The organism is Janthinobacterium longum, from assembly GCF_051380735.1.
Taxonomy (GTDB): Bacteria; Pseudomonadota; Gammaproteobacteria; order Burkholderiales; family Burkholderiaceae_D; genus Janthinobacterium.
The window spans coordinates 142623-166484 of the sequence record NZ_JBNYXQ010000005.1; the positions used below are offsets into that span (position 1 = coordinate 142623).

23 protein-coding genes are annotated in these 23862 nt (G+C 62.0%); 9 read left to right on the forward strand and 14 right to left on the reverse strand.

Annotated elements, in window-relative coordinates; translation table 11 throughout:
* Positions 1-979: 979 nt before the first annotated feature.
* On the forward strand, positions 980-3856 hold the full coding sequence (locus ACQ4WM_RS15110) for a TonB-dependent receptor domain-containing protein (protein WP_436547495.1): 2877 nt from the start codon (positions 980-982) through the stop codon (positions 3854-3856).
* A 48-nt stretch (positions 3857-3904) separates the two neighbouring features.
* Here the strand turns inward: ACQ4WM_RS15110 and ACQ4WM_RS15115 are convergent, their stop codons facing one another.
* Together ACQ4WM_RS15115 and ACQ4WM_RS15120 are read right to left on the reverse strand one after the other, a co-directional pair.
* On the reverse strand, positions 3905-5137 hold the full coding sequence (locus ACQ4WM_RS15115) for an MFS transporter (RefSeq protein WP_436547496.1): 1233 nt from the start codon (positions 5135-5137) through the stop codon (positions 3905-3907).
* Positions 5138-5370: 233 nt separating this feature from the next.
* Positions 5371-6051 carry a TetR/AcrR family transcriptional regulator gene (locus ACQ4WM_RS15120; protein WP_436547497.1) on the reverse strand — a complete coding sequence of 227 codons (681 nt, stop codon included), beginning with the start codon at positions 6049-6051 and terminating at the stop codon, positions 5371-5373.
* 78 nt (positions 6052-6129) lie between these two features.
* On the opposite strand from ACQ4WM_RS15120, the gene ACQ4WM_RS15125 reads away from it, so the two are divergent.
* Positions 6130-7254, forward strand: a complete 1125-nt coding sequence (locus tag ACQ4WM_RS15125) for an FAD-dependent oxidoreductase (protein WP_436547498.1) — start codon at positions 6130-6132, stop codon at positions 7252-7254.
* 104 nt (positions 7255-7358) lie between these two features.
* Here the strand turns inward: ACQ4WM_RS15125 and ACQ4WM_RS15130 are convergent, their stop codons facing one another.
* Genes ACQ4WM_RS15130 through ACQ4WM_RS15140 form a run of 3 tightly spaced genes read right to left on the reverse strand, consistent with a single transcriptional unit; the run spans position 7359 to position 8754 of the window.
* Positions 7359-7679: a hypothetical protein gene (locus tag ACQ4WM_RS15130; RefSeq protein ID WP_436547499.1), complete on the reverse strand. Its 321-nt coding sequence runs from the start codon at positions 7677-7679 to the stop codon at positions 7359-7361.
* Positions 7680-7686: 7 nt separating this feature from the next.
* Positions 7687-7941, reverse strand: a complete 255-nt coding sequence (locus ACQ4WM_RS15135; RefSeq protein ID WP_436547500.1) for a hypothetical protein — start codon at positions 7939-7941, stop codon at positions 7687-7689.
* A 27-nt stretch (positions 7942-7968) separates the two neighbouring features.
* Entirely contained in the window at positions 7969-8754 is a 786-nt protein-coding gene (locus ACQ4WM_RS15140) for a DNA/RNA non-specific endonuclease (protein WP_436547501.1), read from the reverse strand.
* Between the two features lie 138 nt (positions 8755-8892).
* Between ACQ4WM_RS15140 and ACQ4WM_RS15145 the strand changes: the two genes are divergently transcribed.
* On the forward strand, positions 8893-9420 hold the full coding sequence (locus ACQ4WM_RS15145) for an SRPBCC family protein (RefSeq protein WP_436547502.1): 528 nt from the start codon (positions 8893-8895) through the stop codon (positions 9418-9420).
* An 8-nt stretch (positions 9421-9428) separates the two neighbouring features.
* On the opposite strand, the gene ACQ4WM_RS15150 is transcribed toward ACQ4WM_RS15145, so the two are convergent.
* Together ACQ4WM_RS15150 and ACQ4WM_RS15155 are read right to left on the reverse strand one after the other, a co-directional pair.
* Positions 9429-10454 carry an AraC family transcriptional regulator gene (locus ACQ4WM_RS15150; protein ID WP_436547503.1) on the reverse strand — a complete coding sequence of 342 codons (1026 nt, stop codon included), beginning with the start codon at positions 10452-10454 and terminating at the stop codon, positions 9429-9431.
* An 8-nt stretch (positions 10455-10462) separates the two neighbouring features.
* On the reverse strand, positions 10463-11347 hold the full coding sequence (locus tag ACQ4WM_RS15155; RefSeq protein ID WP_436547504.1) for a GGDEF domain-containing protein: 885 nt from the start codon (positions 11345-11347) through the stop codon (positions 10463-10465).
* Between the two features lie 296 nt (positions 11348-11643).
* Between ACQ4WM_RS15155 and ACQ4WM_RS15160 the strand changes: the two genes are divergently transcribed.
* Both ACQ4WM_RS15160 and ACQ4WM_RS15165 read left to right on the forward strand, forming a co-directional pair.
* Positions 11644-14166 (forward strand): TonB-dependent receptor, encoded by a 2523-nt coding sequence (locus ACQ4WM_RS15160; protein ID WP_436547505.1) that lies wholly within the window; start codon positions 11644-11646, stop codon positions 14164-14166.
* A gap of 11 nt (positions 14167-14177) precedes the next feature.
* On the forward strand, positions 14178-16022 hold the full coding sequence (locus tag ACQ4WM_RS15165) for a phytase (protein ID WP_436547506.1): 1845 nt from the start codon (positions 14178-14180) through the stop codon (positions 16020-16022).
* A gap of 34 nt (positions 16023-16056) precedes the next feature.
* On the opposite strand, the gene ACQ4WM_RS15170 is transcribed toward ACQ4WM_RS15165, so the two are convergent.
* Complete coding sequence (locus ACQ4WM_RS15170) at positions 16057-16848, reverse strand: hypothetical protein (protein WP_436547507.1); 792 nt, start codon at positions 16846-16848, stop codon at positions 16057-16059.
* A 66-nt stretch (positions 16849-16914) separates the two neighbouring features.
* Positions 16915-17301 carry a VOC family protein gene (locus ACQ4WM_RS15175; protein WP_436547508.1) on the reverse strand — a complete coding sequence of 129 codons (387 nt, stop codon included), beginning with the start codon at positions 17299-17301 and terminating at the stop codon, positions 16915-16917.
* A gap of 109 nt (positions 17302-17410) precedes the next feature.
* Between ACQ4WM_RS15175 and ACQ4WM_RS15180 the strand changes: the two genes are divergently transcribed.
* On the forward strand, positions 17411-18286 hold the full coding sequence (locus ACQ4WM_RS15180; protein WP_436547509.1) for an EamA family transporter: 876 nt from the start codon (positions 17411-17413) through the stop codon (positions 18284-18286).
* A gap of 108 nt (positions 18287-18394) precedes the next feature.
* Complete coding sequence (locus ACQ4WM_RS15185) at positions 18395-18748, forward strand: c-type cytochrome (RefSeq protein ID WP_436547510.1); 354 nt, start codon at positions 18395-18397, stop codon at positions 18746-18748.
* 30 nt (positions 18749-18778) lie between these two features.
* Here the strand turns inward: ACQ4WM_RS15185 and ACQ4WM_RS15190 are convergent, their stop codons facing one another.
* The gene (locus ACQ4WM_RS15190) at positions 18779-19306 is read right to left on the reverse strand and encodes a GNAT family N-acetyltransferase (RefSeq protein ID WP_436547511.1); all 528 of its coding nucleotides are present in this window, start codon (positions 19304-19306) and stop codon (positions 18779-18781) included.
* A 17-nt stretch (positions 19307-19323) separates the two neighbouring features.
* Positions 19324-19896, reverse strand: a complete 573-nt coding sequence (locus ACQ4WM_RS15195) for a helix-turn-helix domain-containing protein (protein WP_436547512.1) — start codon at positions 19894-19896, stop codon at positions 19324-19326.
* A 142-nt stretch (positions 19897-20038) separates the two neighbouring features.
* Between ACQ4WM_RS15195 and ACQ4WM_RS15200 the strand changes: the two genes are divergently transcribed.
* The gene (locus tag ACQ4WM_RS15200) at positions 20039-20686 is read left to right on the forward strand and encodes a LysE family translocator (protein ID WP_436547513.1); all 648 of its coding nucleotides are present in this window, start codon (positions 20039-20041) and stop codon (positions 20684-20686) included.
* On the opposite strand, the gene ACQ4WM_RS15205 is transcribed toward ACQ4WM_RS15200, so the two are convergent.
* Positions 20683-21444 (reverse strand): alpha/beta fold hydrolase, encoded by a 762-nt coding sequence (locus ACQ4WM_RS15205; protein WP_436547514.1) that lies wholly within the window; start codon positions 21442-21444, stop codon positions 20683-20685. The two genes, ACQ4WM_RS15200 and ACQ4WM_RS15205, sit on opposite strands and share 4 nt — an antisense overlap.
* A gap of 86 nt (positions 21445-21530) precedes the next feature.
* Between ACQ4WM_RS15205 and ACQ4WM_RS15210 the strand changes: the two genes are divergently transcribed.
* On the forward strand, positions 21531-22289 hold the full coding sequence (locus tag ACQ4WM_RS15210; protein WP_436547515.1) for an AraC family transcriptional regulator: 759 nt from the start codon (positions 21531-21533) through the stop codon (positions 22287-22289).
* On the opposite strand, the gene ACQ4WM_RS15215 is transcribed toward ACQ4WM_RS15210, so the two are convergent.
* A complete protein-coding gene (locus ACQ4WM_RS15215) occupies positions 22286-22924 on the reverse strand; it encodes a CatA-like O-acetyltransferase (protein WP_436547516.1) in 639 nt (212 codons plus the stop codon). The two genes, ACQ4WM_RS15210 and ACQ4WM_RS15215, sit on opposite strands and share 4 nt — an antisense overlap.
* A 38-nt stretch (positions 22925-22962) precedes the next feature.
* The gene (locus tag ACQ4WM_RS15220; RefSeq protein WP_436547517.1) at positions 22963-23688 is read right to left on the reverse strand and encodes a hypothetical protein; all 726 of its coding nucleotides are present in this window, start codon (positions 23686-23688) and stop codon (positions 22963-22965) included.
* Positions 23689-23862 lie beyond the last annotated feature (174 nt).

Here is a 23862-nt window from a genome sequence, read left to right on the forward strand (position 1 = left end):
TGACCGACGAGCACACGGTCTTCCACTTGCTCGATCACCTCAACTTCCAGTATTTTCCGGGCTGCGCCACAGCAGCCCGATTCACGAATCGGTAACAGGGAAACCGTGCTCAACGCGGTCCACCGCTCCCACGAGCAAGCAGGACAAGACACTGCGCCTTGCGGCCTGGCGCTTGGCCGCATCTGAACTCACAAGCGGCAACCTGGCAAATACATTGCCCGGTCTGCCTGAAGAAGCCCCCGGGGCCATGACTTTCCAAGCGCCCTATCCGGACCACCAAACAGGCACCAGTTCAAACACCAATGGCGCTGCCGCTCCTGAAACGGCGCCTGCCCGGTCGATTGCCGACATTCTCGGGAAAATTCATCAATATATTGAGGCAATATTATGGTGCATATTAATGTGTCATTTCACCATATTGGTGCTTGACGCTCTTTTCAGGGGCGTTTATTTAAATGAATTCCGCATATGCTTATATGCTCCGCATTTTAACCAACCACTTTATATCAGCTTGTCACGACAGTCTCGCCAGGCAAGATGCAGCTGCTCGGAAAGTATTACAAATGTAACTTTTTGAAACAACAATCGACTTATTTTACATTTGATAAATTTTGATGACCTCTGTATAAAATTCTAAAAACCATTATAAAACAATGACTTGCATATTTTTATTTTTATACGTTAGTTTCAAAATGGAAACATTTAGCAGTTTACTAGCAGAAAATATCCCTGAGACAACAGAATTTTTTTGAAATATGTAAGCATGAAAATAATCTGCACATTCTGTTGTTGCGTGGTGACAATGTAACAAATTTGTATGGCGAATTTTTTTACAAAATGATTTGATGAAGGTCCAGGCAAACTGTTTATACGGTATGCAATAAAAATCGCCAAAGCGATCACTGGACGGGAATGCCACGCACTGTACAACGGTGCCGGCTATATATGTTCATGCAGTTGAAAATCGACGGAGTTAATTTTGTTCAAAAAAATCGTCTTGAAGCAGAGTGTGATTGCGGTTGCACTGACCCTATCTTCTTCTCAGCTGGTGTACGCGCAACTGGCACCGCAGGAACCGGCGCTGCAAAAAATCCTGATCACCGGTTCGAACCTGAAGCGCGCCGACAAGGAAGGCACGTCGCCGGTGGATGTGATCACCTCCAAGGACATCAAAAACAGTGGCGCCGCCACCGTGGCCGAACTGATGAAGCTGATTCCATCGATGGGTACAGACACCAATCAGGACCAGGCCAGCGGCAGCGGTTTTGCCAAGGGTGTGGCGACGGCTTCCCTGCGCGGCCTCGGTTCAAGCTCGACACTGATCCTGCTCAATGGCCGGCGCATGACGCCATCGGCCTATGCCGATCCGAACGACGGCAATTCCAGTCTGTACGACCTGAACAGCATTCCGCTGTCGGCCCTGGACCGCGTCGAGATACTGAAAGACGGCGCCTCGGCCGTATATGGCTCCGATGCTATTGGCGGCGTCATCAACTTCATCACCAAGGCCAATTTCCGTGGCGCGCAACTGGCCACCAATGTCAGCGCCAATGATGACAACCGTTTCCGCCGCAAGAACGTCAACGGTTTCTTCGGCACGGGCGACTTCGATACCGATGGCTACAATGTGTTCGTCGCACTCGACTATTCAGAACGCGACCGCGTGGCGCGTCGCGATGTCAACGATATCGCTTACACCACCTACCAGGACCTGAACGGGCGTTTCCGCTCCAACTATTCGAGCTCGGTCTCGAAATACCCGACCATCTTCCGCGAATCGGCGCCGGGCTCGCGCAACTTCGGCGTGACCCAGGCCAATGCGGCGGCACGCACCACCTACAACCTGGGCTGCGACCCGAGCGAACGCATCACCGGCGGTGTCAAGGATGGCTTGCTGCCCACCAGCACGCTGATCGGCCGCACTTTCTGTAACTACAACGCCGACCAGTTTCTCGAAGGCACCGGCGCCGGCAAGGACGCAAGCGTACTGAGCCGCGGCACCTTGAAAATCAGCAGCAAGGTCACCGGTTTTGCCGAAGCGGCCTACACGCGCTCGAGCCGCAGCTATACCGGTGCGCCGATCACGCTCGGCACCACCTCGGTCAATAACTTTACGGCTACCGGCCTCGGCGACCCATTCCAGGTGATCCTGCCGATTGGCCATCCGGACAATCCGCTGACCAATGCGCGCGCCTCGGTCAATTACCGCTTTGAAAACCTGCGTGGCGGTTCGGAAACCGTGAATGAAAACACGCGCCTGCTGGCCGGCCTGCAAGGTGACCATTTCGGCTGGAACTGGGAAAGCGGCGTGCTGTGGAACCGTTCCGAGCGCGAGGAAACCTCGTATGGCCGTTTGTACCTGCCTACCCTGCGCAAGCTCAATACCGGTACTTCGTTCGCGCAACTGGCAGCCGACCCGACGACCGGTCACGATGTGGTCGATCACGGCAAGGCCGAAATTCTCCAGATCGATGGCAAGGCCAGCACGGAATTCGGCAAGCTCGGTGGGGGTGCCATGGGCTTGGCGCTGGGCTTTGAGCTGCGCCGCGAAAAGATCGCCATCGATCCCGATGTACTGACGGCCACGGGGCAGATCTACGGCCTGGCCAACACCGTGATCGACGGCCAGCGCGGTGTGAAATCGGCGTTTGTCGAGTTGCGCACGCCGTTCACCAAGAGCTTCGAGATGGATTTTGCCGGCCGCGCCGACAAATATCCTGGCATCAAGACCAACTTCGTGCCCAAGGTCGGTGCCAAGTGGACCGCCACCGATACGCTGGCGTTTCGCGGCACCTACGCCGAAGGCTTCAGGGCACCGGCCTTGTCGCAGGTGACGCCGGGCGGCGCGCAATTCTTTCTCAATGGACTCTACGACCCCAAGCGCTGCGAGGAAGACGAGTCGACGCCAAGGCCCAACGGCGTAACAAGCGACTGCAACAAGTCCGCTTCGGGCGTGGGTGGCGCCAATCCGAACCTGAAACCGGAAACCTCGAAAAGCCTGTCGCTGGGCCTGATCTACTCGCCAACCAGCTGGCTCGATTTCGTAGTTGACGTCTACAAGGTGCGCAAGGAAAAAGAAGTGGCGCTCGGCTCGGGCAATGACGCGCTGAAGAATGAAGACCGCTTCCCGGACAACGTGGTGCGTGACCAGAATCCGGTCAACTTCATTACCGATGCCAACGGCTTGCCGATTCCCGGCACCGGCCCGCTGCTGTCAGTGAAAACGCCATGGACCAACAAGGGCGCGACTGAGCTCAAGGGTGTGGACCTGGAAGCGCGCATGCGCAACAATCTGGGCGACTATGGCTCCCTGAGCACGGCCCTGCGCACCACTTATGTGTACAGTTACAAGCTCGCTCAAGTGGCAGGCGACGTGGAAAACAACGTCGTCGGCACCCGTCCCGGACTGTATGACTGGCAGCTCAACGTCGGCACCGATATGCCGCGCGTAAAAGCGTCGATCACCACGTCATGGACCAAAGGTGATCACGCGGTCAATGCCTCGATCAATTTCGTCGACAGCATTTCGCTCAAGCGCAACCGCGACGGCGCCACCATTTACCCGCAATCGTACTGCTACTACGGCACGCCGCAGCCAACCGATGCCGATACCCGCAGCACGGCGGTGCCACTGTACGAAACGCGCTTCCCGAAATGCGAAGTGAGCAGCTGGACCACGGTGGGCCTTGGATATACCTACACCGGTTTCAAAAACCTGAGCCTGGGCGTAAATATCCAGAACCTGTTCGACCGCGCCGCGCCGTACGATCCTGATTATGCCACCACCGGCTACAACGAAGGCCTGCATAACAACTATGGCCGTTATTTCACCTTCAATGCCCGCTACACGTTTTAATTAGTCTCAGCGGCAGTAGCAGCCCAGCGCCTCCCTCGGGAGGCGTTTTTACTGGGCGCCACCTTTGCGCCGCCCCAGCACGGCGGCGGCCATTAGCACCACCGTCGCCGCCACCGCATACGGCGCAGCCCCATGCAGGCCATACAGCCAGGCGCTGGCCAGCGGGCCGGCCATGCGCGCAATTGACTGTTGTGCCTGGTTCGCGCCCTGCACTTCGCCCTGGCGTCCGGCGGGCGCCGCGTCGGCGATCAGCGCGCTGAGGGATGGCTGGAACAGGCCGTCGCCGAAGGTGAACATGGCAATCCCGCCAGCGAGCAGCGGCAGCACGGGAAACATGCCCAGCAGCGCCAGCAGCAGCAAGCCGCCCGCATTGATCAGCAGGCCGGCCGTGGCCACGCGCCGTTCGCCAAAGCGCGGCAGCAGCCATGTCGCGACCAGTCCCTGACTGATGATATCCATCACGCCGATGCCGGCCAGCACGAAGCCGATGGCCGCGGGTCCGAAGGCCAGCACATCTTTCAGCATTACCGCCAGGTTCGACTGCAACACCACGCTGCCGAAGGCAAAGCAGAACACCACGCCGAACAGCAGGCGCAAGCGCCGTTCACGCAGGACCGAGGACAGCTGGCTGACGGCGTTGAAGCGACCGCCACTCGCGCTCGCAATGCGCTTGGCCGCAGGCAGGCTTTCCGGCAGGTAGCGCTGGACCAGCAAGACGTTCACCAGCGCCAGCGCACTGGCGCCATACAGCGGCGCGGACAGCGAGAATTGCCCCAGCAAGCCGCCGAGCACCGGCCCCAGCATGAAACCCAGGCCGCCGGCCACACCCAACCGGCCAAACGCAGGCCCGCGCTCGGCCGGGGCGTGGGTATCGGCAACATACGCGTACAGGGTGGAAATGCTGCCGGCCGTCAGGCCTTCGAGCACACGGCCCAGTAGCAGTACCCACAGCGCGCCGCCGATGCCGAACACTGCAAAGCCGACCGCCGAGCCGCATAGCGACAGCAGCAATACCGGACGCCTGCCATGGCGGTCGCTCAGCGCGCCCAGCACGGGCGCGGCAACAAAGGAACACAGCGCATACACGGCCAGGATCAGCGCAACCCAGAAAGCGACCTCGCCGGCGGCAACGTAGCGGGCCACCGAAAACGGCAGCACGGGAATAATCAGGGTAAAACCGGCGAAATTGAGAAACACCGACAGCAGCAGAATGCCGCTACGGCCTTTGAACATGGCGGAAAAACGGGTGGCGAGCGAGGTCGCCGATTGAAGATAATGCATGCACTGCTCCTCGGTTTGGCCCGACCGGAGCAGTTCATCAACATGAGAACCACACGGACGAACCATGGACGCCAAACAGCGTCCAGATTCGTCGAGGGGACTCATGCATAAAGCAGGGAACAGAACTTTCATCATGGCGATGAAAGGATTTGGGCTTACCTATGACCAAATCTGCCTTTTCCGACACGGCGATTCTAGGGCATGCGGAAAAAAACCGCCAGACATATCCGCGTTCAGTGGCAAGCGCCAGCCACCATGCCTTGCAGGATAAGGTCGATGCCCACCAGAAAATCAGCACGGTCGTCGTGTGCACTCATCTGCACCGCGACACTATGCACGAAGGGATAGGCTTGCGCATCGAGCTGCGACCAGTCATAGGCCACCGCGCCCAGAACCTCGGCCCGGTCGGCGCCGCGTGCCCGGGCGGCCTGCGCATTGGCGGCGTTCTGGCCACCGACACCGAGTATGAAGTTCAGCAAGGCAGAAATGGTAGCCCAGTGTTTTTCCGGCGCAACACCCAGTGCGCGCACCTGCTGGCCCAGGCATTCGATGATGCGCACCATCGTCAATTGCCCCGCCGTCCAGGTCAGCGCGGCACCGATCCAGGGGTGGGCATCCATTGCGTCGAACATGGCCAGCGCCACGCTGCGCACGGTCTGCGCGGGCGTCGTACCCGCCGTGCCCAGGTCCACCGCGCCCGAGACGATGGCGTCGCAGGCGGCCACCATCAGGTCGTGCTTGTTGGCGATATGCCCATAAATCGCGCCCGGCCCGGTGGCCAGCCGTTCGGACAGGGCGCGGAAGGTCAGCGCGGCCTCGCCTCCGCTGTCGAGCAACTCGATCGAGGCTGCAATGATGCGCTCGCGCGACAGTGCATCGTCGCGGCGGGGCCGGCGTGGTGTTTTTTCAGTCATGCCGCATCTTGACACAAATGGAATCTCGTTCCAATATATTGGAACGTCGTTCCAAACAATACAACCAGGAAATTCAGCATGAAAACATCGGTAACCATTATCGGCGCAGGCCTGGGCGGCCTTGTGCTGGCCCGCGTACTGCATCTGCACGGCATTGCTGCAACGGTCTACGAAGCGGACGCCTGCGCCACTTCGCGCGCACAGGGCGGCATGCTCGACATCCACGACTACAACGGCCAGCTGGCCTTGCAGGCGGCGGACCTGATGGAACAATTTCACGGCCTGATCCTCGAAGGCCGGCAGGCGATGCGCGTGCTGGACCGCGATGGTACGCTGCTGTTCGAGGAGTCCGATGATGGCTCGGGCGGCCGCCCGGAAGTGCAGCGTGGCGAACTGCGGCAAATGTTGCTCGACTCGTTGCCGGCCGGTAGCGTGCAATGGAACCACCGCGTCAGCAAGGTCGAAGCGCTGGGTAATGGCCGTCACGCAGTCGCATTCGCGCATGGCGCCACGCTGGAAACTGGCTTGCTGGTGGGCGCCGACGGCGCCTGGTCACGGGTACGCCCCCTGCTATCGAGCGCGACGCCCGGCTACGTCGGCACTTCGTATGTGGAAACGTGGCTGCACGATGCCAGGGTGCGGCATCCGGCCAGCGCGCAGATCGTCGGCGCCGGGCAGATGTTCGCGCCGGCACAGGGCAATGCGATCATGGCGCATCGCGAACGCGGTGAGACCTTGCATGCCTATGTCATGCTGGCCAGGCCGCTGGCCTGGTTTGCCGATATCGACTTTACGGACCACGCAGCTGCCGGCGCGCGCATTGCCAGGCAATTCGATGGCTGGGCGCCGGCCTTGACGGCACTGGTGACTGACAGCGACACGGCGCCACTGCTGCGCCCCCTGTATGCCCTGCCCATCGAGCACCGCTGGGAGCGGGTACCCGGCGTCACCCTGCTGGGCGACGCGGCCCACCTGGCGGCCCCGAATGGCGAAGGCGCCAACCTGGCGATGCTCGATGGTGCCGAACTGGGCCTGGCCCTGGCTGCCCATCCGGACGATGCCGAGGCGGCGCTCGGCCGCTACGAGCAGGCCATGTTTGCCCGCAGCGCACAGGCAGCCATGGAGGGGGACAACATGCACAGGCTGCTCACCGGTGAGCATGCCGCTGCGAAACTGATTGCAATGTTCAAGGGGGAAGGTTGATGTCTGCCATATCGACCATATTCCCGTGACCGCACCGGCACTGGCAGCGCGAGTGCAGTTTGTGCGGCTGCATCAATAGGCTACACGCACCGCGCTCGCTGGCGTCAGGCGCCAGTGCCACCATGAAAGCATTGCCACGCTTCTGACTCGATTGAATCGATGGCATGCCCATCCTCATCCAGCACGGTAAATTCCTGCTGGCACTGCCCCAGGCTGCCTGCGCCATCGAGTCCCAGCAACAGCGTGTACATGGTGTCGCGCAGCACCGCGTCCAGGATACTTTTCATTTGAGCGGACTGTTCGGCATTCAAGCCCAGCGCGGCGATGCGGGCGGCGACCTCGGTCCCCGATGAGGGGCTCATGAAGGTTTTCCCCAGCTCCAGCCGTAGCGCGTTCCAGTGTCCAACGAATTCGGCGCCGTCCATGGCCGGTCTATTCGAAAGGATTGGCGACCGACGTCACCTCGGGCGGCGGCAGCTGCTTGGGCAGTTCCTGCTTTTCCAATTCCGCCACTACCTCGCCGAGCAGCTTTTGCAGCTGCTTGGCCAGCGCCAGTCCTGCCTGGTCGAGGGTCAGGTCAAGGTCGCCGCTGAGGCTGATGCGGTCGAGACGGTTCTCCACGCTGAGGGTGCCGATATTGAGTACATCGCTTTCATTGGCATACGGGACGAATTTTTTTACAGACATGGGATGGCCTTATTTGACTTATTTGACTTATTTAAACTTCTTGCTGTTGATCTTGGGCAAGCTGAGCATGCGCAACTTTTGCTGGCGCGTCAGCGACGGTAACAGATTGATGCCGAGCTTGTCTTCCAGTTGGGCGATGCTCAGTATTTCGTAGTCTTTGGTGTCGGTGTTGGCGATAAAGTAGGCGGCGCCGGCGCCCTGGCGCGGGCTGTAGACGGCCTTGTACAAATGGCTGGGAACGATCACCCGGCCTACCTTGCGCAAATTGCCACCGATAAAGGCCGGCCCCGTGATCACATACAGCGCGCCCTCCTTCTTGGCCATCTTGCGCACGGCGCCCTCGATGCCGGCCCACACATAGCGGTTGTTGCGCGCATCTTGCGGCACCATATTGGCCAGAGTAAAGCTGTCCTGCTGGCTGCGCCGGTCCGGCATGTCGCCGTTCGGCGCCATATGGCCGCGGTCAAAGCCGCTGCGCGCATAATCGGCCAGTTCGGCGCGCTGGCCGGCCGGCAGCTTGCGTTCGGCATGAAACGAGTTTTCGCGCGACAGGCCCTGCGCTGCTTCGACATTGCTGGCTGTCAAGTGCTCGGCCGACCACAGCGGCGTACGCGTGACGCCGGAATGCATGACACCAAACACGCTGTAGCACAGCTCGGTGGTCGATACGTCCAGCTTGGGGTTGGTGATTTCGGGTGGCTGGCCATCGAAGTAATGGGCGGGACAGGCGGCGGCCCAGGCGGTGTTCGCGGCCAGCGCTGTCGCCAGCAGGCCGCACGCCAGGCCCAGCCTGGCGATGGTACGTTGAATCATGATTCCCTGGTTTCAAATTCTTGCAAAGCAGCATTCTAGCGGACGCCAGCCGCCGCCGACAAACGACAAGCGCAGCCGTGCGCGCATCTGCTAAGATTGGACCGGTGTATCGGTATCCCATCAAGATCTGGAGAGCATATGATCAAGAAAACCTTGCTGCTGATTGCCATTTTCGTTGCCGGCGTGCTCGGCTTTGCCACCACCAAGCCGGATACCTTCAAGGTGCAGCGTGAAGTGAGCATCAAGGCGCCGCCGCAGAAAGTTGCCGCGCTGCTTACTGATTTCCGCGAATGGAAAAGCTGGTCGCCGTGGGAAACCCTCGATCCCGACATGCAGCGCACCTACAGCGGCCCGGATAGCGGCAAGGGAGCGCGCTATGCGTGGCAAGGCAATGACAAGGTGGGCGCCGGACGCATGGAAATCATCGAGGCACCCAGCCCCGAGCGCACCGTGATCAAGCTCGACTTCCTGCAGCCCTACGTCAGCCACAACACCACCATCTTTACCCTGGCGCCCGAGGGCGACGGCACGCGCGTCAACTGGACCATGACCGGCCCTACTCCGTATGCGAGCAAGGTCATGAATGTGTTTGTCAGCATGGACACCCTGATCGGCAAGGATTTTGAAAAGGGACTGGCGCAGTTGAAAAAAGTCGTGGAAAGCTGATCGTCCACTTAGCCCGAGACGAACAAACCGAGCGCGTGACGCAGCAGTTGCGGCGTCTGCCCGGTCCAGCGCTTGAAGGAGCGCCGAAAATTGGTGGCGTCATGAAAGCCGAGGTAGGCGGCCACGGCGTCGTTGTCGTAGCCATGGGCCTGGAACAGATAGATGGCCTTGTGCGCGCGCACCTGATCGAGCTCGGCCTGGAAGTGACTGCCGTGGCGCGCCAGATGGCGCTTCAAGGTGGCCGGGCTGACGCCAAAGTCCTGCGCGGTGCGCTCCAGGGTCGGTGCGCGGCGCAATTCGCGCAGCAAATAGTCGTACAGGCCGCCAAGCAGGCTGGGCGCGGGCGCCGCCTCCAGGCTGGCGGCCCGTTGCGCCAGGGCAGCCGCAGTAGCATTGCCGCGCGGCCAGGGCCGGTCCAGCCAGGCCGTGTCGATCAGCATGGCGTCCAGCTGGCAATCGAAGCGTAAATCCTGCCCCAGGTGCACCTCGTGCTGCTCCACATGGCGTGGCCGCGCTCGGTTGAAACAATAGCGCCATGGCAGCGTTTCGCCGGCCAGCCAGCGGCACATGGCACTCAAGGCCGTCATGTGCATTTCGACCAGGAAAGGCAACTGGCTGGGCGCGCCGAAGGCGTCGGTCCAGTACAGCACCTGCAAGGCGCCAGCGTCGCGCAGGCGCGGCTGCAACAGCGGGCACAAGCGTGTATGGTTGCCACAAAGCACGGCCAAGGCCTGCCTCAGATTCTGCGCCTGCAGCAAGGCATGGCTGACGGCGCCATAGTGGCCAGGCAACAATTGCTGGCCCAGCATGAAACTGGTGTCGCTGCTGGCCAGACTGCGCGCCACATTGGCCAGCAACTGCAGATATTGCGTGGCCGACAGCAGGCGCTCGTCGAAGCCATCATCGTTGTTGTCGAGACCAGTGCCGCGCAGCAGCGGCGCGCCCGGCGCATCGCGCGAGCGCGCATAGCCGAGCACCAGCGCCGGCTGGTGCCGCGCCGCAATGCTTGCATCGTTTGCCTGGGTCAGCTTCACCGCGCAATTCAAGCGGGCGCCGCGCCACGCAGCGGCGTTTCGACCGCGCGGCTCAACTCGGCCAGCACCACTTCGGGCACGCCATCGGTCATCGAGCAGGCATGGCGCAAGCTCAGTCGCACTTCGCCATCCCGGGCGAAATGGCGCATCTGGCCCACCATGAAACAAAGATGGCGCGCCACCTCGACGGCATCCGCACGGGACACGCCCGGCATCAGCACGGCAAAGCGGTCGCCCGCATAGCGGCACAGCAGGTCGTCGTTGCGCAAGTTCAACAGCAGCATATGGCCGACCGCCTGCAGCACGCGGTCGCCCTCGGCATGGCCGTGTTCGCGGTTGATCAAATGAAATTTATCTATATCGAGCAGCACCAGCGCACAATCGACGCCGGGACGGCGCTCCTGTTCCAGGCGCAGCTGGGTGCGCAGATAGCTGGCGTCGGCAAGCTGGGTGATGCGGTCGAACGCGCGATGGTCGCGAAACAATCGCTCGCGCTTTTGCAGGTGCTCGTTCAGGCGGAACTGTTCATGGCGCCAGTAATACATGCCGACCGTCACCAGCAGCATGCCGAAAGGAATCAGGGCTTCCAGCCAGTTGTCCCATAGCTCCTGCTTGCCGATGGCAAAGAATTCATCGAGACAATCGGCCCACGAGCCCAGCATGATGGCGCACAGGCCACCGGCCAGCAGGCGCGTCACCAGACCGCGCGGCCGGCTGCTGAGGGTAAACAAAAACCAGATGCCTGCCATCACGGCCGTGCCGCCTTCGCAGACGATGTCCATCCATTTCCATGCGTGAAACGGCTTGGCCACGCCGAAGGTCGAATACAGCAGGAAAAAGACCGGCAGCGCCAGCGCGGCGGCGATCAGACTGTTGCGGTGAAGTTGCAGCATGGCATTACCCTTTATGACAAGTGCGACCACCATACCGGCCGGCCATGACGGCACGATGACATGGAGTTGATGCTGCAGCGACAGGTGCAAACGGCTCACTGCAAGCACGAAACAGGCAGCAAAAGCAGCTTGCCGGAGGCCCGGCCCGTGCGTGCATGGGTCATTTCAGCTCATTTTACTCGTCAGCGGCCTGAAACCGGCTGCCAGAGCGGCTTTGCGCCGCAGCCTGTCATGGATCGGTCATATTTGCTGCCTAGAATCCGCCCGGTTCCTTCCACTCCCCTCTCGAGCCCAACATGAAAACCTGCATCACTGCTTCGATGTCTTCCCCGCTGCGCCTGTCCGTGCTGGCCCTGGCCCTGACGGCCGCTTTTAACGCGCCAGCGCAGGCACAGGACGAGCCTGCCACCGTCGTCGTCAGTGGCCAGCGCTCCAGCCTGCGCAACGCCATCGCGGCGCAGGAAAAGGCCGACAATATCGTCAGCGTCATCAGCAGCGATGATATCGGCGGCCTGCCCGACAAGAACGCGTCCGAAGCGCTGGCCAGGTTGCCCGGCGTGTCCGTGCAGCGCGATCAGGGCGAAGGACGCTATATCACCGTGCGCGGCCTGGGTCCGGACCTGAACGCCGTCACCATCAATGGCGCCCTGGTGCCCTCGCCCGAAGCGGGCCGCCGCGCCGTCGCGCTCGACATCCTGCCGGCGGGCCTGATCCGCACCCTGGAAGTATCGAAAACCCTGCTGCCGGAAATGGACGCCAACTCGCTGGGCGCCACGGTGGAAGTGAAATCGCTGTCGGCCTTTGATGTGCCGGGCAAGCTGTTGTCGGCCAATGTCGCCGCCAGCCACGACGATAAAACCGGCAAGACCAGCCCCAGCGGTGGCGCACTGTGGGCCCAGCGTTTTCTCGACGGCAAACTTGGTGTAGCGGCCGGCGTCAGCGTCGAAAAACGCTCGTTTGGTTCAGACGACGTGGAAACGGGTGGCGCCTGGGCCAATGGCCGCCTGAGCACGCTGGAACTGCGCGACTACCTGCCGGTAAGGAAGCGCGGTGCGCTGGCCCTCAATCTCGACTACCGTCCCGAAGCAGGCAACAGCTGGTTTCTGCGCTCATTCCTGAGCGAGTTTTCCGACAACGAGGTGCGTGACCGCTTGACCATCAGCAATATCGCCGGCGGCAGCCTGGCGCAAGGCGAAACCGGCACGGCGCGCGCCGAACGCCGCATCCGCCAGCGCAAATACACACAGCAAGTGCGCTCCCTGGTGCTGGGCACGCAGCAAAAAGCGGGCGACTGGACGCTGGACATCAAGGGCGGCGCCAGCCGCGCCACCGAAGACACGCCAGAATCGCTCAACGACGGGCGTTTCCGCGCCACCAGCAATATCGCCGGCGTCAGTTTTACTGACACGCAGCAACCGCTGTTGACTGGCCCGGCCTCGCTGTACGACCCGGCCAGCTATGCGCTGAACGCCATCACCCTGCAGCAGCGCTATTCGAAAGACAATGAACACCATGCGCGCATCGACCTGGCCCGCAAATTCGACATCACCACCCTGAAATTCGGCGCCAAGGTGAGCCGCCGCGAAAAGACCAATGACACCAATCAATGGGCGTACAACAGCAGCAAGGCTGGCAGCAGCAATTACTGGGGCGCAGGCAGCACCGCCATGAGCACGTTTGTGCAGGGCCGCAATCTCGACTACGACCTGGGCGCCATCGGCGTGGCGCTGGACCCTGGCCTGATACGCGCCCGCGTGGCAGGCCTGGACCGCGACAAGGCACGCCTGGCCACCGAATCCCTTATCAATGACTATCGCATGCATGAAGACATCGACGCCATGTATGTGCAGAACAGCGTCGACTTCGACGCCTGGCATGTGCTGGGCGGCGTGCGCGCCGAGCGCACCAGTTTCGAGGCCGCCGGCTCGCAGGTCAACAGCGCCGGCGCGGCCACGCCATTGAACCGGGAACGCGCCTACACCAACTGGCTGCCGAACCTGCAGACGCGCTACGACCTCGACCATCAAACCAGCGTGCGCGCAGCCTGGACCCAGGCCGTGGTGCGCGCCAACTTCAGCCAGCTGGCGCCCGGCGTCAGCCTGGCCAGCAATACGGAAGCGGTGATCGGCAACCCGGACTTGAAGCCACTGAAGGCGAATAACCTGGACCTCGGTATCGAGCGTGTGCTGGGCAACGACGGCGTCATGTCGGCTTATGGCTTTTACAAGGACATCAAGAATTTCACCTACACCACCAACCTGGCCGGCACGGGACAGTGGGCCAGCTACACCAGTGCTACCTCGTATGCGAATGGCGACGCGGCCAAGGTGAAAGGCATCGAGCTGTCTTATATGCAACCGCTGCGCATGTTGCCGGCACCATTCAACCAGTTCCTGCTGGGCGTCAATGGCACCTTGAGCACCTCGTCGGCGCAGATCGGCCGTTTCGACAAGGCGGCCGGCAGCCAGTTGTCGCGCACCATCCGCCTGCCGGGCCAGTCGAACCAGGTGATGAATTTGATGCTGGGCTATGAAACAGGCCCGGTCAGCGCCCGCCTGGCGCTCAACTACAAGTCGCCGTATCTGCTGGAAATGGGCGGCGATATCCTGCAGCAAAACCAGGACCATATCGTCGACAGCCAGAAGCAGCTCGATTTTTCGCTGTCCTACCAGGTCAACAAACAAGTGCAGCTGACGTTTGAGGCAGCCAACCTGAACAATGAAAAATACTATGTCTATCAAGGCACGAAGCAGTTCAATGTGCAGAACGAACAATACGGCCGCACCTACAAGCTGAGCCTGAAAGCGAGCGCCTTTTAATGAGAACGAGCATGAAAAAATCCCTGGTCTGCGCCGCGCTGCTGGCAGCTTTTGCCGCCCCGGCCAGCGTGCAGGCCGCCACCTTGCCTGGTTTTACCCAGCAGGCCGAAGACCTGGCGCGCCTGCCCGGTGGTCGCTGGCTGGCGCTGGACAAGCACGGCCTGCACCTGTTCGACGCCACTGGCCGCGAGCAGGACAGCATCGCGGTGCGGGCCAAGCAGCTCGACACGCGCATCGATGGCAAGCAGGTGCTGGCGGTGTTCCTGGAAGCCGATACGCAGCGCCCCGTGCCCGTCACGGTGGACCTGCAAGCGGGCAAGCTGGTGCGGCTGGCGCCGTTTCCCGATGCCACGTTTTCGGTGGAAGCATCGTGCCTGTACCGCGACGCCCAGCATCTCGATCATTTGTTCCTGATCGCCAAGGATGGGCAGGCCGAACAATGGGTAATGCAGGGCCAGCAGCGCCGCCTGGTACGCAAGCTGGCGCTGCCGCCACATGTCAAGCACTGCCGGGTCGACGATGGCGCCAGACAATTGCTGGTCAGCGAGGGCAATCTGGGCGTGTGGGCCTATGAAGCCGAGTCCGAAGGCATGGGCAAGCGCGAGGCCGTGGCCTTGCGCCGCCCTTACGGCCAGCTGGACGGTGGCGCCGGCGCGCTGGCCGTGCTGCCGGGCGGCGTGGCGGTACTGGACGCCAAAGCCGAAAAACTGCATCTGCTGGTGCGCAAGATCGCAAGCTGGACAGCGCTGGCGCCGCAAACCGTGGCGCTGAACGTGCGCAAGGGCGACAGCCAGCTGGCCATGGACGAGGGCAAGTTGCTGCTGCGCGGTAAACATGGCTGGCAGGCGCGCCCCCTTGCATGGCAGGGCAAGGCCGACAAGGCGATGCCGGTAGCCATCGTCGAACCGCAGGCGCAAACCGAGCCGATGGCGCGCCAGGGCGATGCGGCCGACGACCCGGCCATCTGGCGGTCGAATAACCCGGCCGACGCGCGCATCCTCGGCACGAACAAGAAGCAGGGTTTGCTGGTCTACGACCTGCAGGGCAAGCAAACGCAGTTGCTGGAAGTGGGCAGGCTGAACAATGTCGACGTGCGGCAGGGCATCGATTTGAATGGCACGAAAGTCGACCTGGCCATCGCCACCCGGCGCGATGACAACACCATGATGCTGTTCAGTATCGCCGCCAATGGCGAAGTGAGCGTGGCCGCCAGCTTTGCCACCGGCCTGAACGATATCTACGGCATGTGCTTGTACCAGCCCAAGGCCGGCGGCGTGCAGGCCTTTATCAATGACAAGGACGGCACGTTCCAGCAGTACGGCATCGGCATGGCCGACGGCAAATTCAGCGCCACCCTGCTGCGCAGCTTCAAGGTCGCCAGCCAACCCGAAGGCTGCGTGGCCGATGACGCCAGCGGCCGCCTGTTCCTCGGCGAAGAGCGGCGCGGCGTATGGACCACCTCGGCCGATGCGGCCAGGCCGGACGCCCTGAGCATGGTCTTGCCGGTCGGCCCCAGCCTGGCGGCCGACGTGGAAGGCATGGCCATCTACCACGGCCGCAATGGCGCCGCCAGCTACCTGGTGGTGTCCAGCCAGGGCGACAGCAGCTATGTGGTGCTCGACGCGACCGCGCCGTACAAGGTGCGCGGGCGCTTCCGGGTTGGCTTTAACCTGCAGGCCGGCATCGATGGCACCTCAGAGACCGATGGCCTGGAAGTAAGCTCAAGCAACCTGGGCGGCCCGTATGAGCAAGGCATGCTGGTGATACAGGACGGCTACAAGCGTTTGCCGGACGGGCCACAGAACTTCAAATATGTGGCGTGGGCGGATGTGGCGAAGGCCTTGAAGCTCGATTGAATCCATGGCAACAGTATTGCCGAGCGGATCCCGGTTATGCCACTGCGTCGTTGACCAGCGCGTCCATCAGCGAAAAAGCATGGCCGCATTCGGCACAGCGCGCGCTGCCAAACAGGAACGGCAGGCGACGCGCGACATCATCGAGGCAGGGCAAGGCGGCCGTTTGCGCTTGCAACCAGGCAAAGGCGTCGCGCTGGGCAGAATTGTCGACCGGGCCGGCAGTCACCAGCGCCGTTTTTGCCGATGGCGTGAAGACAGGGTCTGCGGTGGCGACCGACAAGCCTTCCGGCACCGGCCAGACATACAGGTCCACGCCGCAGCCGGGGCAAGCGAGGCAAAACTCCTCGTCGGCAAAACCGCTCAAGACCCGCGCCGCACCGTCAAAGCCGGCAAACGAGGCGGCAGCCTTGAGCAGGTAGATGCTGTCCAGCCTGTCCTCGACCCGTGCCAGATCGGCAAGCGCCATGGCAAGCGCAGCCGGCACTGCGGCACGATAGGCGGCGGCATACGGGGAAGACTGCAATTGCTCGTCCAGCCTCGTGCTTTCATGAATTGACGCCGCCAGCGACAGCAGGCCAGCGCGCAGGTCCGACGAGGCTACTACCGCCGCCGCCGACACCAGGTGCGGGAAGGCGGCAACCGAGGCCGGATAAATCGAGCCCTGGTGACAAATATGGCCATACAAGTCATCGAGTGCCTCGGCTTCTCCCTGCCGCAAGTCTTGCAGCAGCAGCGGAATCTCTTCAGCGCTGCCGTAAGCATCGGCCAGGCTTGCCCATGCCGCAGAGTCCAGGTCGAGTGGCGTGATTTCAGTCAGTTTTTCCATGGCGCCAACTTAAACCATGGGTGGCGGATTGTCCAGCGACACCCGGCCGCGCGGCACCGAGCGCACTTACTGTCCCGGCGGTGGCTGCCACAACTCAACCTTGTTGCCCTCGGGATCGAGCACCCAGCCGAACTTGCCGTATTCCGACGCCTCGCCTGCCTCCAGCACATGGCAGCCTTCGGACCGCAAGGCGTGCAGCAGCGCATCGAGATCGTCGACCCGGTAATTGATCATGAACGGCGCGCTACCGGGCGCAAACGGCTCGCCCTGTGCCGGCGCGATATTCCAGCTCGTCGTGCCGGCGCAAGGCTGGCCATCCTCGCCGGTCCAGCTGAAGGCCGCCCCGCCCCAGGCCTGCACGTCGATGCCCAGATGGGTTTGATACCAGGCGCGCAGCGTTTCCGGGTCTTTCGCCTGGAAAAAGATGCCTCCGATGCCAGTGACACGTTTCATGAGAGATCCGTATGAAAAAGAAAGTTTGACGACCTGTTAGCCAAGCATACGCCGCGTGCAGTCAATCAGCCAGCCACTATTCAGGCCTGGCGTATTAAAATCACGCCCCATGACCTCGCCCGCCACCACTTCCCCCATCCCCGACGGCATCCTGCTCCCCTCACTGGCGGTACTGGGAGGGCAAATTTCTGTCAACTTGGGGGCGGCGGTGGCCAAGCATCTGTTTCCGGTGATCGGTGTCGAAGGCATCACGGCCTATCGGGTGGGCTTTTCGGCGCTGTTCCTGCTGGCGGTGTTCCGGCCCTGGCGTTTTTCGCTGACGCGCAAGGATGTGCTGAACCTGCTGGTCTACGGTTCGGTACTGGGACTGATGAATTTGCTGATTTACCGTGCGTTTGCGCTGATACCGATCGGCATCGCGGTGGCCATCGAGGTGACGGGGCCGCTGGCGGTGGCGATGCTGTCATCGCGCCGGCTGCGCGACCTGCTGGCAGTCAGCTGTGCAGCGTTCGGCCTGTACCTGCTGCTGCCGCTTGCCGGCAGCCCGGGCAGCCTCAATCCGGTCGGCGTGGCGTATGCGCTGGGAGCGGCCACCTGCTGGGCGCTGTATATCATTTTTGGCAAGCGCGCTTCTTCCCTGCAAGGTGGCCAGGCGGTGGCCTGGGGCATGACCGTGGCGGCCATGCTGACGGTGCCTATCGGTGTGGCCTATGCGGGCACGGCGTTGCTGTCGTCGTCGCTGGCCCTGATGGGGCTGGCGATCGCCATGCTGTCGAGCGCGCTGCCGTATACTCTGGAGATATTCGCCCTGCGCCGCCTGCCGCAGGGAGTGTTCGGCATGTTCAGCAGCGCCGCGCCCGCCGTCAGCGCGCTGGCGGCGATGGCGGTGCTGGGCGAGCATCTGAGTTTAATACAGTGGCTGGCGATTGCCTGTATCGTGCTGGCGTCGGCGATGGCGGCGCTGGGGGCGCAGTCCAGACGCTGATCGGCAAGGCGCTGTAAAATGTGCCATTGCCATACACGCCGCATCCCCACCATCATGATACTTTTTTCGCCATCGGTATCCCACGCCGGTATTGCCTTGAGCCTGGGTATGGCTTTGTTCGCCAGCCAGGCTGGCGCAGCACCGGCCCCCGCCCTGAAAGGCGACCCCGTGGCTGGCAAGGCAGCGTTTTACCGATGCGCGTCATGCCACCAGGTGGGCCCGTCCGCGCGGGCAGGTTTCGGGCCAAAACTGACGGGCGTGATCGGCCGCAAGGCAGGCACGACCGCGGATTTTCGCTACTCGCCGGCGATGAAAAACGCGAATATCGTCTGGACCGAACAAAACCTGGCCAGCTTCCTGAAAGCGCCCAGCGATTTTATTCCTGGCAACAAGATGCGCTTCTGGGGTCTCGGCAATGCCCAGCAGGTGGCCGACCTGCTCGCCTACCTGCGCACGCAATAATGTCTTCACAGTCCCTGATGTGCCATCGCCTCAAGACACGCTCAGCTGCTTGTACATGACAGTGGTGGAATCGAGCCGGCCGCCCTCCGGCGCCAGCGCATAGTCCGGTATCACGCCGGCTATGTTGTAGCCCAGCGAGAGATACAGCGGTTCGGCATGGTCGTGGGTGCGCGTGTCGAGCGTCAGCAACTGGCGCGGCAAGGCGCGCGCCCGCTCTTCCACCGCCTGCATCAGTTGTCGCGCAATGCCGCGCCGCCGGAACGCCGGGTGGACCAGCAGCTTGCGCACTTCGGCCCGGTGCGCCTGGTTGGCGGGCGTATCCCAGTCCAGCTGCACCGCGCCGGCTAACGCGCCGTCGAGATCAAGCACCAGCAGCAAGCGGCTGCCGCACGCCACGGCAGGCCGCACATTATCGGCCCAGAAAGCATGGCTGTCATCGAGCCCGAACGGCAAGATAAAACCGATGCTGGCGCCGTCCTGTACGCAGGCGTGCAGCAAGGCAGACAGTTGTGGCAGGCGCGCCGTGATGGCATCGGCATTGAGGGTAACAAGGTGCATCGGGTCCTCGCAAGTCATCAGACAATCAACAGGAAATAGCGTGCGCCGCTATCAGGAGGCGTATCGAAGGCGCTGGGGCCGGACAACTGGTAGCGCAGGCAGTCGCCGGGCAGCAAGTCGTGGCGCTGGCCGTCAACGGTAACGGCCAGCTTGCCTTCCTGCATCAGCAAATGATGTTCCATGCCGGGTCGCGGCGAGGTCGCATACGCGATATGGGCGCCGGCATCAAGCTCGCATTCGAGCGCTTCGCCGGCCAGCGCCTGCGACGGTGGCGAAACGGAACGGCGGCGAAAGCCTGTTTGCGGATCGCTCCAGACGGGCTGGTCTGCGCGCCGCAGCAATGGTGGAAAATCCTCTTCCACCATGCGCAGCAAACGCGACATGCTCAAGCCGTAGACGGCGCACAAGCGGCCCAGCACGCTGGTGGTGGGGCTGACCTCGGCGTTTTCCAGCCGCGACAAGGTGGCGCGGCTGACCTGGCTTTGCGCGGCCAGTTGGTCGAGCGACCAGCCTTGCTCCACGCGCAGCTGGCGCAAACGCTGGGCCAGGCGCTGTTCGGTGGCGTGTTCGGGTGTAAGTGTATTTCCCATATATGGGAATATATTCCATTACTGGGAACTACACAAGCGCAAGAGCCGCTGTTGTGCCAGGCAGCAGCGGCAGTAGCATGACCCGCAAGCGCACAAAACTTCGTACAATAGGGTCCGCTTGATTTTTTGAACCAGGTATCCCATGCATTTCTCGAACTGGCTGCTGTTTTGCGGCGTTGCCCTGCTTGTCACGTTTTCGCCCGGCCCGGCCGTGCTGCTGGCCATATCAAACTCGATCGCCGTCGGTCCGCGCCGCGCCATGGTCAGCAGCCTGGGCAATGGGGTGGGATTGTTTATTATTTCCGGTGTTGCCATGGCGGGCATGGGCGTGGTGCTGGCCACGTCGGCCACTGCCTTCATGCTGCTGAAACTGGCCGGCGCCTTGTACCTGGTCTACCTGGGCATCAAGCAATGGCGCAGCAAGACCAGCATTGTCGCCGCAGCCGAAGTATCTCAACAGCCGCACGCGGCCAATCCGAATTCGAACGGCAGGCTGTTCCGCCAGGGCCTCACTGTCGCCTTGACCAATCCGAAAGCCATCCTGTTTTTCTCGGCCCTGTTCCCGCAATTTATTACCCAGGGCGATCCGGTGGCGCTGCAGTTCGCCGTGCTGACGACCTCGTTCGTCGCCTGCGCCATGCTGGCCCATCTGTTCTACGCTACCCTGGCACGCCTGCTGAAAAGCCAGTTGGCCAGCCCCGGCCGCGCCAGGCTGTTCAACCGCATCTCGGGCGGCGCCTTCGTGTTGCTTGGCCTGAGCTTGTTGCGCCTGCGCAGCAAGGCGGCCTAAGCCAGCAAGAAAGCCTCGATGCTGGCCGCCAGGGCCAGCGGGGTTTCATTCATCGGATAGTGGCCCGCATTGTCCAGTACTTCCAGTGTTGCTCGCGGGTACCAAGCCAGATAAGTGCGGCGCATCAGGCCCGCATTGAAACGCGGGTCGTGCCGCCCCACCAGCGCCAGCAAGGCAATATCCAGCCTGGCCTGTTTGACTTCTCCGCTGAAATCCGCGTCGCTCCAGGCATGAAAATAGCGCGCAAACGCAGCCGGGTCGGCGCTGGCCCAGGAGTATTGCGCTTTCCAGTCCAGCCAGGCCGACGATAAACGCCCGCCCGTGCTGCGATCGATAATCGCGCGCCGCGCCGGCAAGCTGCAGGCCGCGTCGATGAACAGCGCGCGCGCTGCCTCGTCAAACACCACGCCGCAGCTGGGCACCGGCGCCAGCGCCACCAGCTTGCGCAGCCGCATGGGCGCCAGCAGCGCCAGTCTCTCCATCGCCATGCCGCCCATCGAGTGGCCGATCACGCTGAAGGTGGCGAGGCCCAGGCTGTCTGCCAGCGCCAGCGCATCGCGCGCGATTTCGTCCATGGTGTAGTCGCCGGCCATGCCGTGCATGCCGCCATAGCCCCGGCTGTCCATGAAAAAATAGCTGAAACGATGGCCGTCCAGCCCCGCTTCCATGGGGGCAAACGCCCGCGCGTCGCCTAACCAGCCGTGCAGCACCATCACGGCGTGCTCGCCCTTGCCGTAGCGGTAATAAGTATTGACCATATTATTGCCCTTCAAATCGACCGATGGTAAAGGCGATGGTGACGGCCCGCTACCGGGGCCGGGCCGAATACTGTAGAGTTCGGGCCATGAGCGATTTTTATACGGAAGTGCCGCGCGAACTGATCGCAAGCAGGCGCGACCATGCCGCCGGCACGCAGTTTCCCGGCCACCGGCATGCGCGCGGCCAGTTCGCCTGTGCGGCCAGTGGCGCCATCAGCGTGCAGTCGCCACAAGGGAACTGGCTGGTGCCGCCGCGCGGCGCCTGCTGGCTGCCGCCGGGCATGGAGCACGGCATGCGCATGCACGGTGACGTCACGATGCTGAATGTTTTTGTCGACGAGGCCGCCATCGCCAGGGTCCAGCTGCCCCTGGATTGCCGGGTACTCGATACCACGCCGCTGCTGCGCAATCTGCTCGATGAAGCGGTCAAAACAGATCCCTTGTATGCGCAGGACTCGCGTGCGGGCCGGCTGATGGCCTTGCTGCTCGATGAAATCGGCGCCATGCCGGCGCTGCCTTTGAATGCGCCGCTGCCGCACGATGCACGGCTGGCCCGCTTGTGCACCAGCCTGCTTCAGCAGCCCCAGTTGCATGAGGATCTTGATGCGGTGGCAAGCGCGGCAGGCATGAGCCGGCGCACCTTTACCCGGCTGTTCCGCGCCCAGACGGGTCTGAGCTTTGCGCAGTGGCGCCAGCAAGCCTGCCTGCTGGCGGCGATTGCGCGGCTGGCCGACGGGCAAGCCGTCACCCGTGTGGCACTGGACCTCGGTTATGCCAGCCCCAGCGCCTTCACGGCCGCGTTTCGCCGTGTGCTGGGACAGGTGCCCAGCGCCTACCTCGCTTAGGCGATCAGCTCGGCAATCCGCTGCGCGATCGCCTGCGCCAGTTTCTGAATATGGTAGCCGTCGACAAAGCCGTGATGGGCCTGCACCGAAAACGGCACGGCCATGCGACCCGGTTCGCCCGGGCCGAACTTGCCCCAGCTGATGCACGGAATATCGGCGTCGCCATGGCGATAGACCGGGTGCTCAATGGCGCGCAGGTCCAGCCACGGCAGGCTGGTAATAAAGATATTGTGGCGCTGTTCGCGTACGCTTTCCCCTTCGCCAGTATTGATCAGCCTGACTGACGCTTCGGCGATACGCTTCGCTTCCAGGCTGCGGGCGATAAACAGGTCCAACTGATCCGTCATCTCGAAGCGCGTGTAGTTCAGGTTATGGTCCGCATTGATGACGGTGTAGGAAGCCGGAAAGTCATCGATTTTAATGACATCGCCGTCAAGGATGCGGTACATGAAGTGATCGCTTTGCTTGACCGTATTCAGCACGCAATACAGGAAAAAGTGAAACACGGGAATCTGGCGCGCCTTGCACCAGGGCCGGAAGTCCGGCACGTCGAGCAGGAAATTGATATTGACCAGCGGATTTTCAAACGAGCTGAACAGCTCGTAGCAGTCGCGCCGCTTTTCAAAATTTTTCATGCGGCGAGTGTAGACGATGGAAGTGCCGGCAGGCGCAGCTATTTCCTGTCAACCGGCATCACCATAAAGGCGATATTGCGCAAGGCGCTGCCCGGCGTCCATGGCGGATTGATGACCGAGATATTGCGCACGCCCAGCAGGGCAAAGTCTTCCAGGCTGTAGGTCCAGCCGGCGGCATTGGGATTGGCCTTGACGAAATGCTCAAACTGCGGGTTATGCCCCAGCGAGCTGAGATCCGCACGCACGCCCAGTTGCTCAAAATATTGCGCCTCGCGCTGGCCAGCCTGGCCACCGATGCGGCCGATATCGTCCATAAACTGCTTCTGCTGTTCCGGCGACAAGGAATCGTAGACCTTCCTGGCGCTGTCATTGAGGACCACTTTATCCACTTCCCCCGGCCCGCCGTGGTAGCCGATCATGGCGAAGTTGCTGACAATCTTTTCGATTCCTGCAGGGAAAACGTAATTGGCGCAGGATGAGATGCAGAACTCCATCACACGGACATTGAGCTTGTGCGCGCGCACCCACCTGCCCAGGTCCATGCCCGCATTGACCTCGCCGCCGGGGCTACGTATCGACAACACGTCCGGCTTGTCCGCAAGGCTGTCATACAGCGTGACCAGTTGCTGGTTCGCCGCCTGGTTGATCGGGCCAACATACTCCAGCTGGCCGTTGCTGTAGTAGACCTGGGTAGTATCTTCCCCGTCCGCCATGGCCGGCAAGGAAAGCGCCAGCATCGCGGCGCTGAAAATCAGATTACGCATCAAAAAACCACCCTGGCAAGAAAGAAATCAACAACGCATGGGCATCATGCGGGCATATCCTGTTGCACGCGCCACACCAGCGTCTGGCCATGCGCCAGTGATCATGCCCGAATACTCAATGCCTGACAATGGACGCGGACATGGATGCGGACAGCGAGCTTGGGCTACAATACG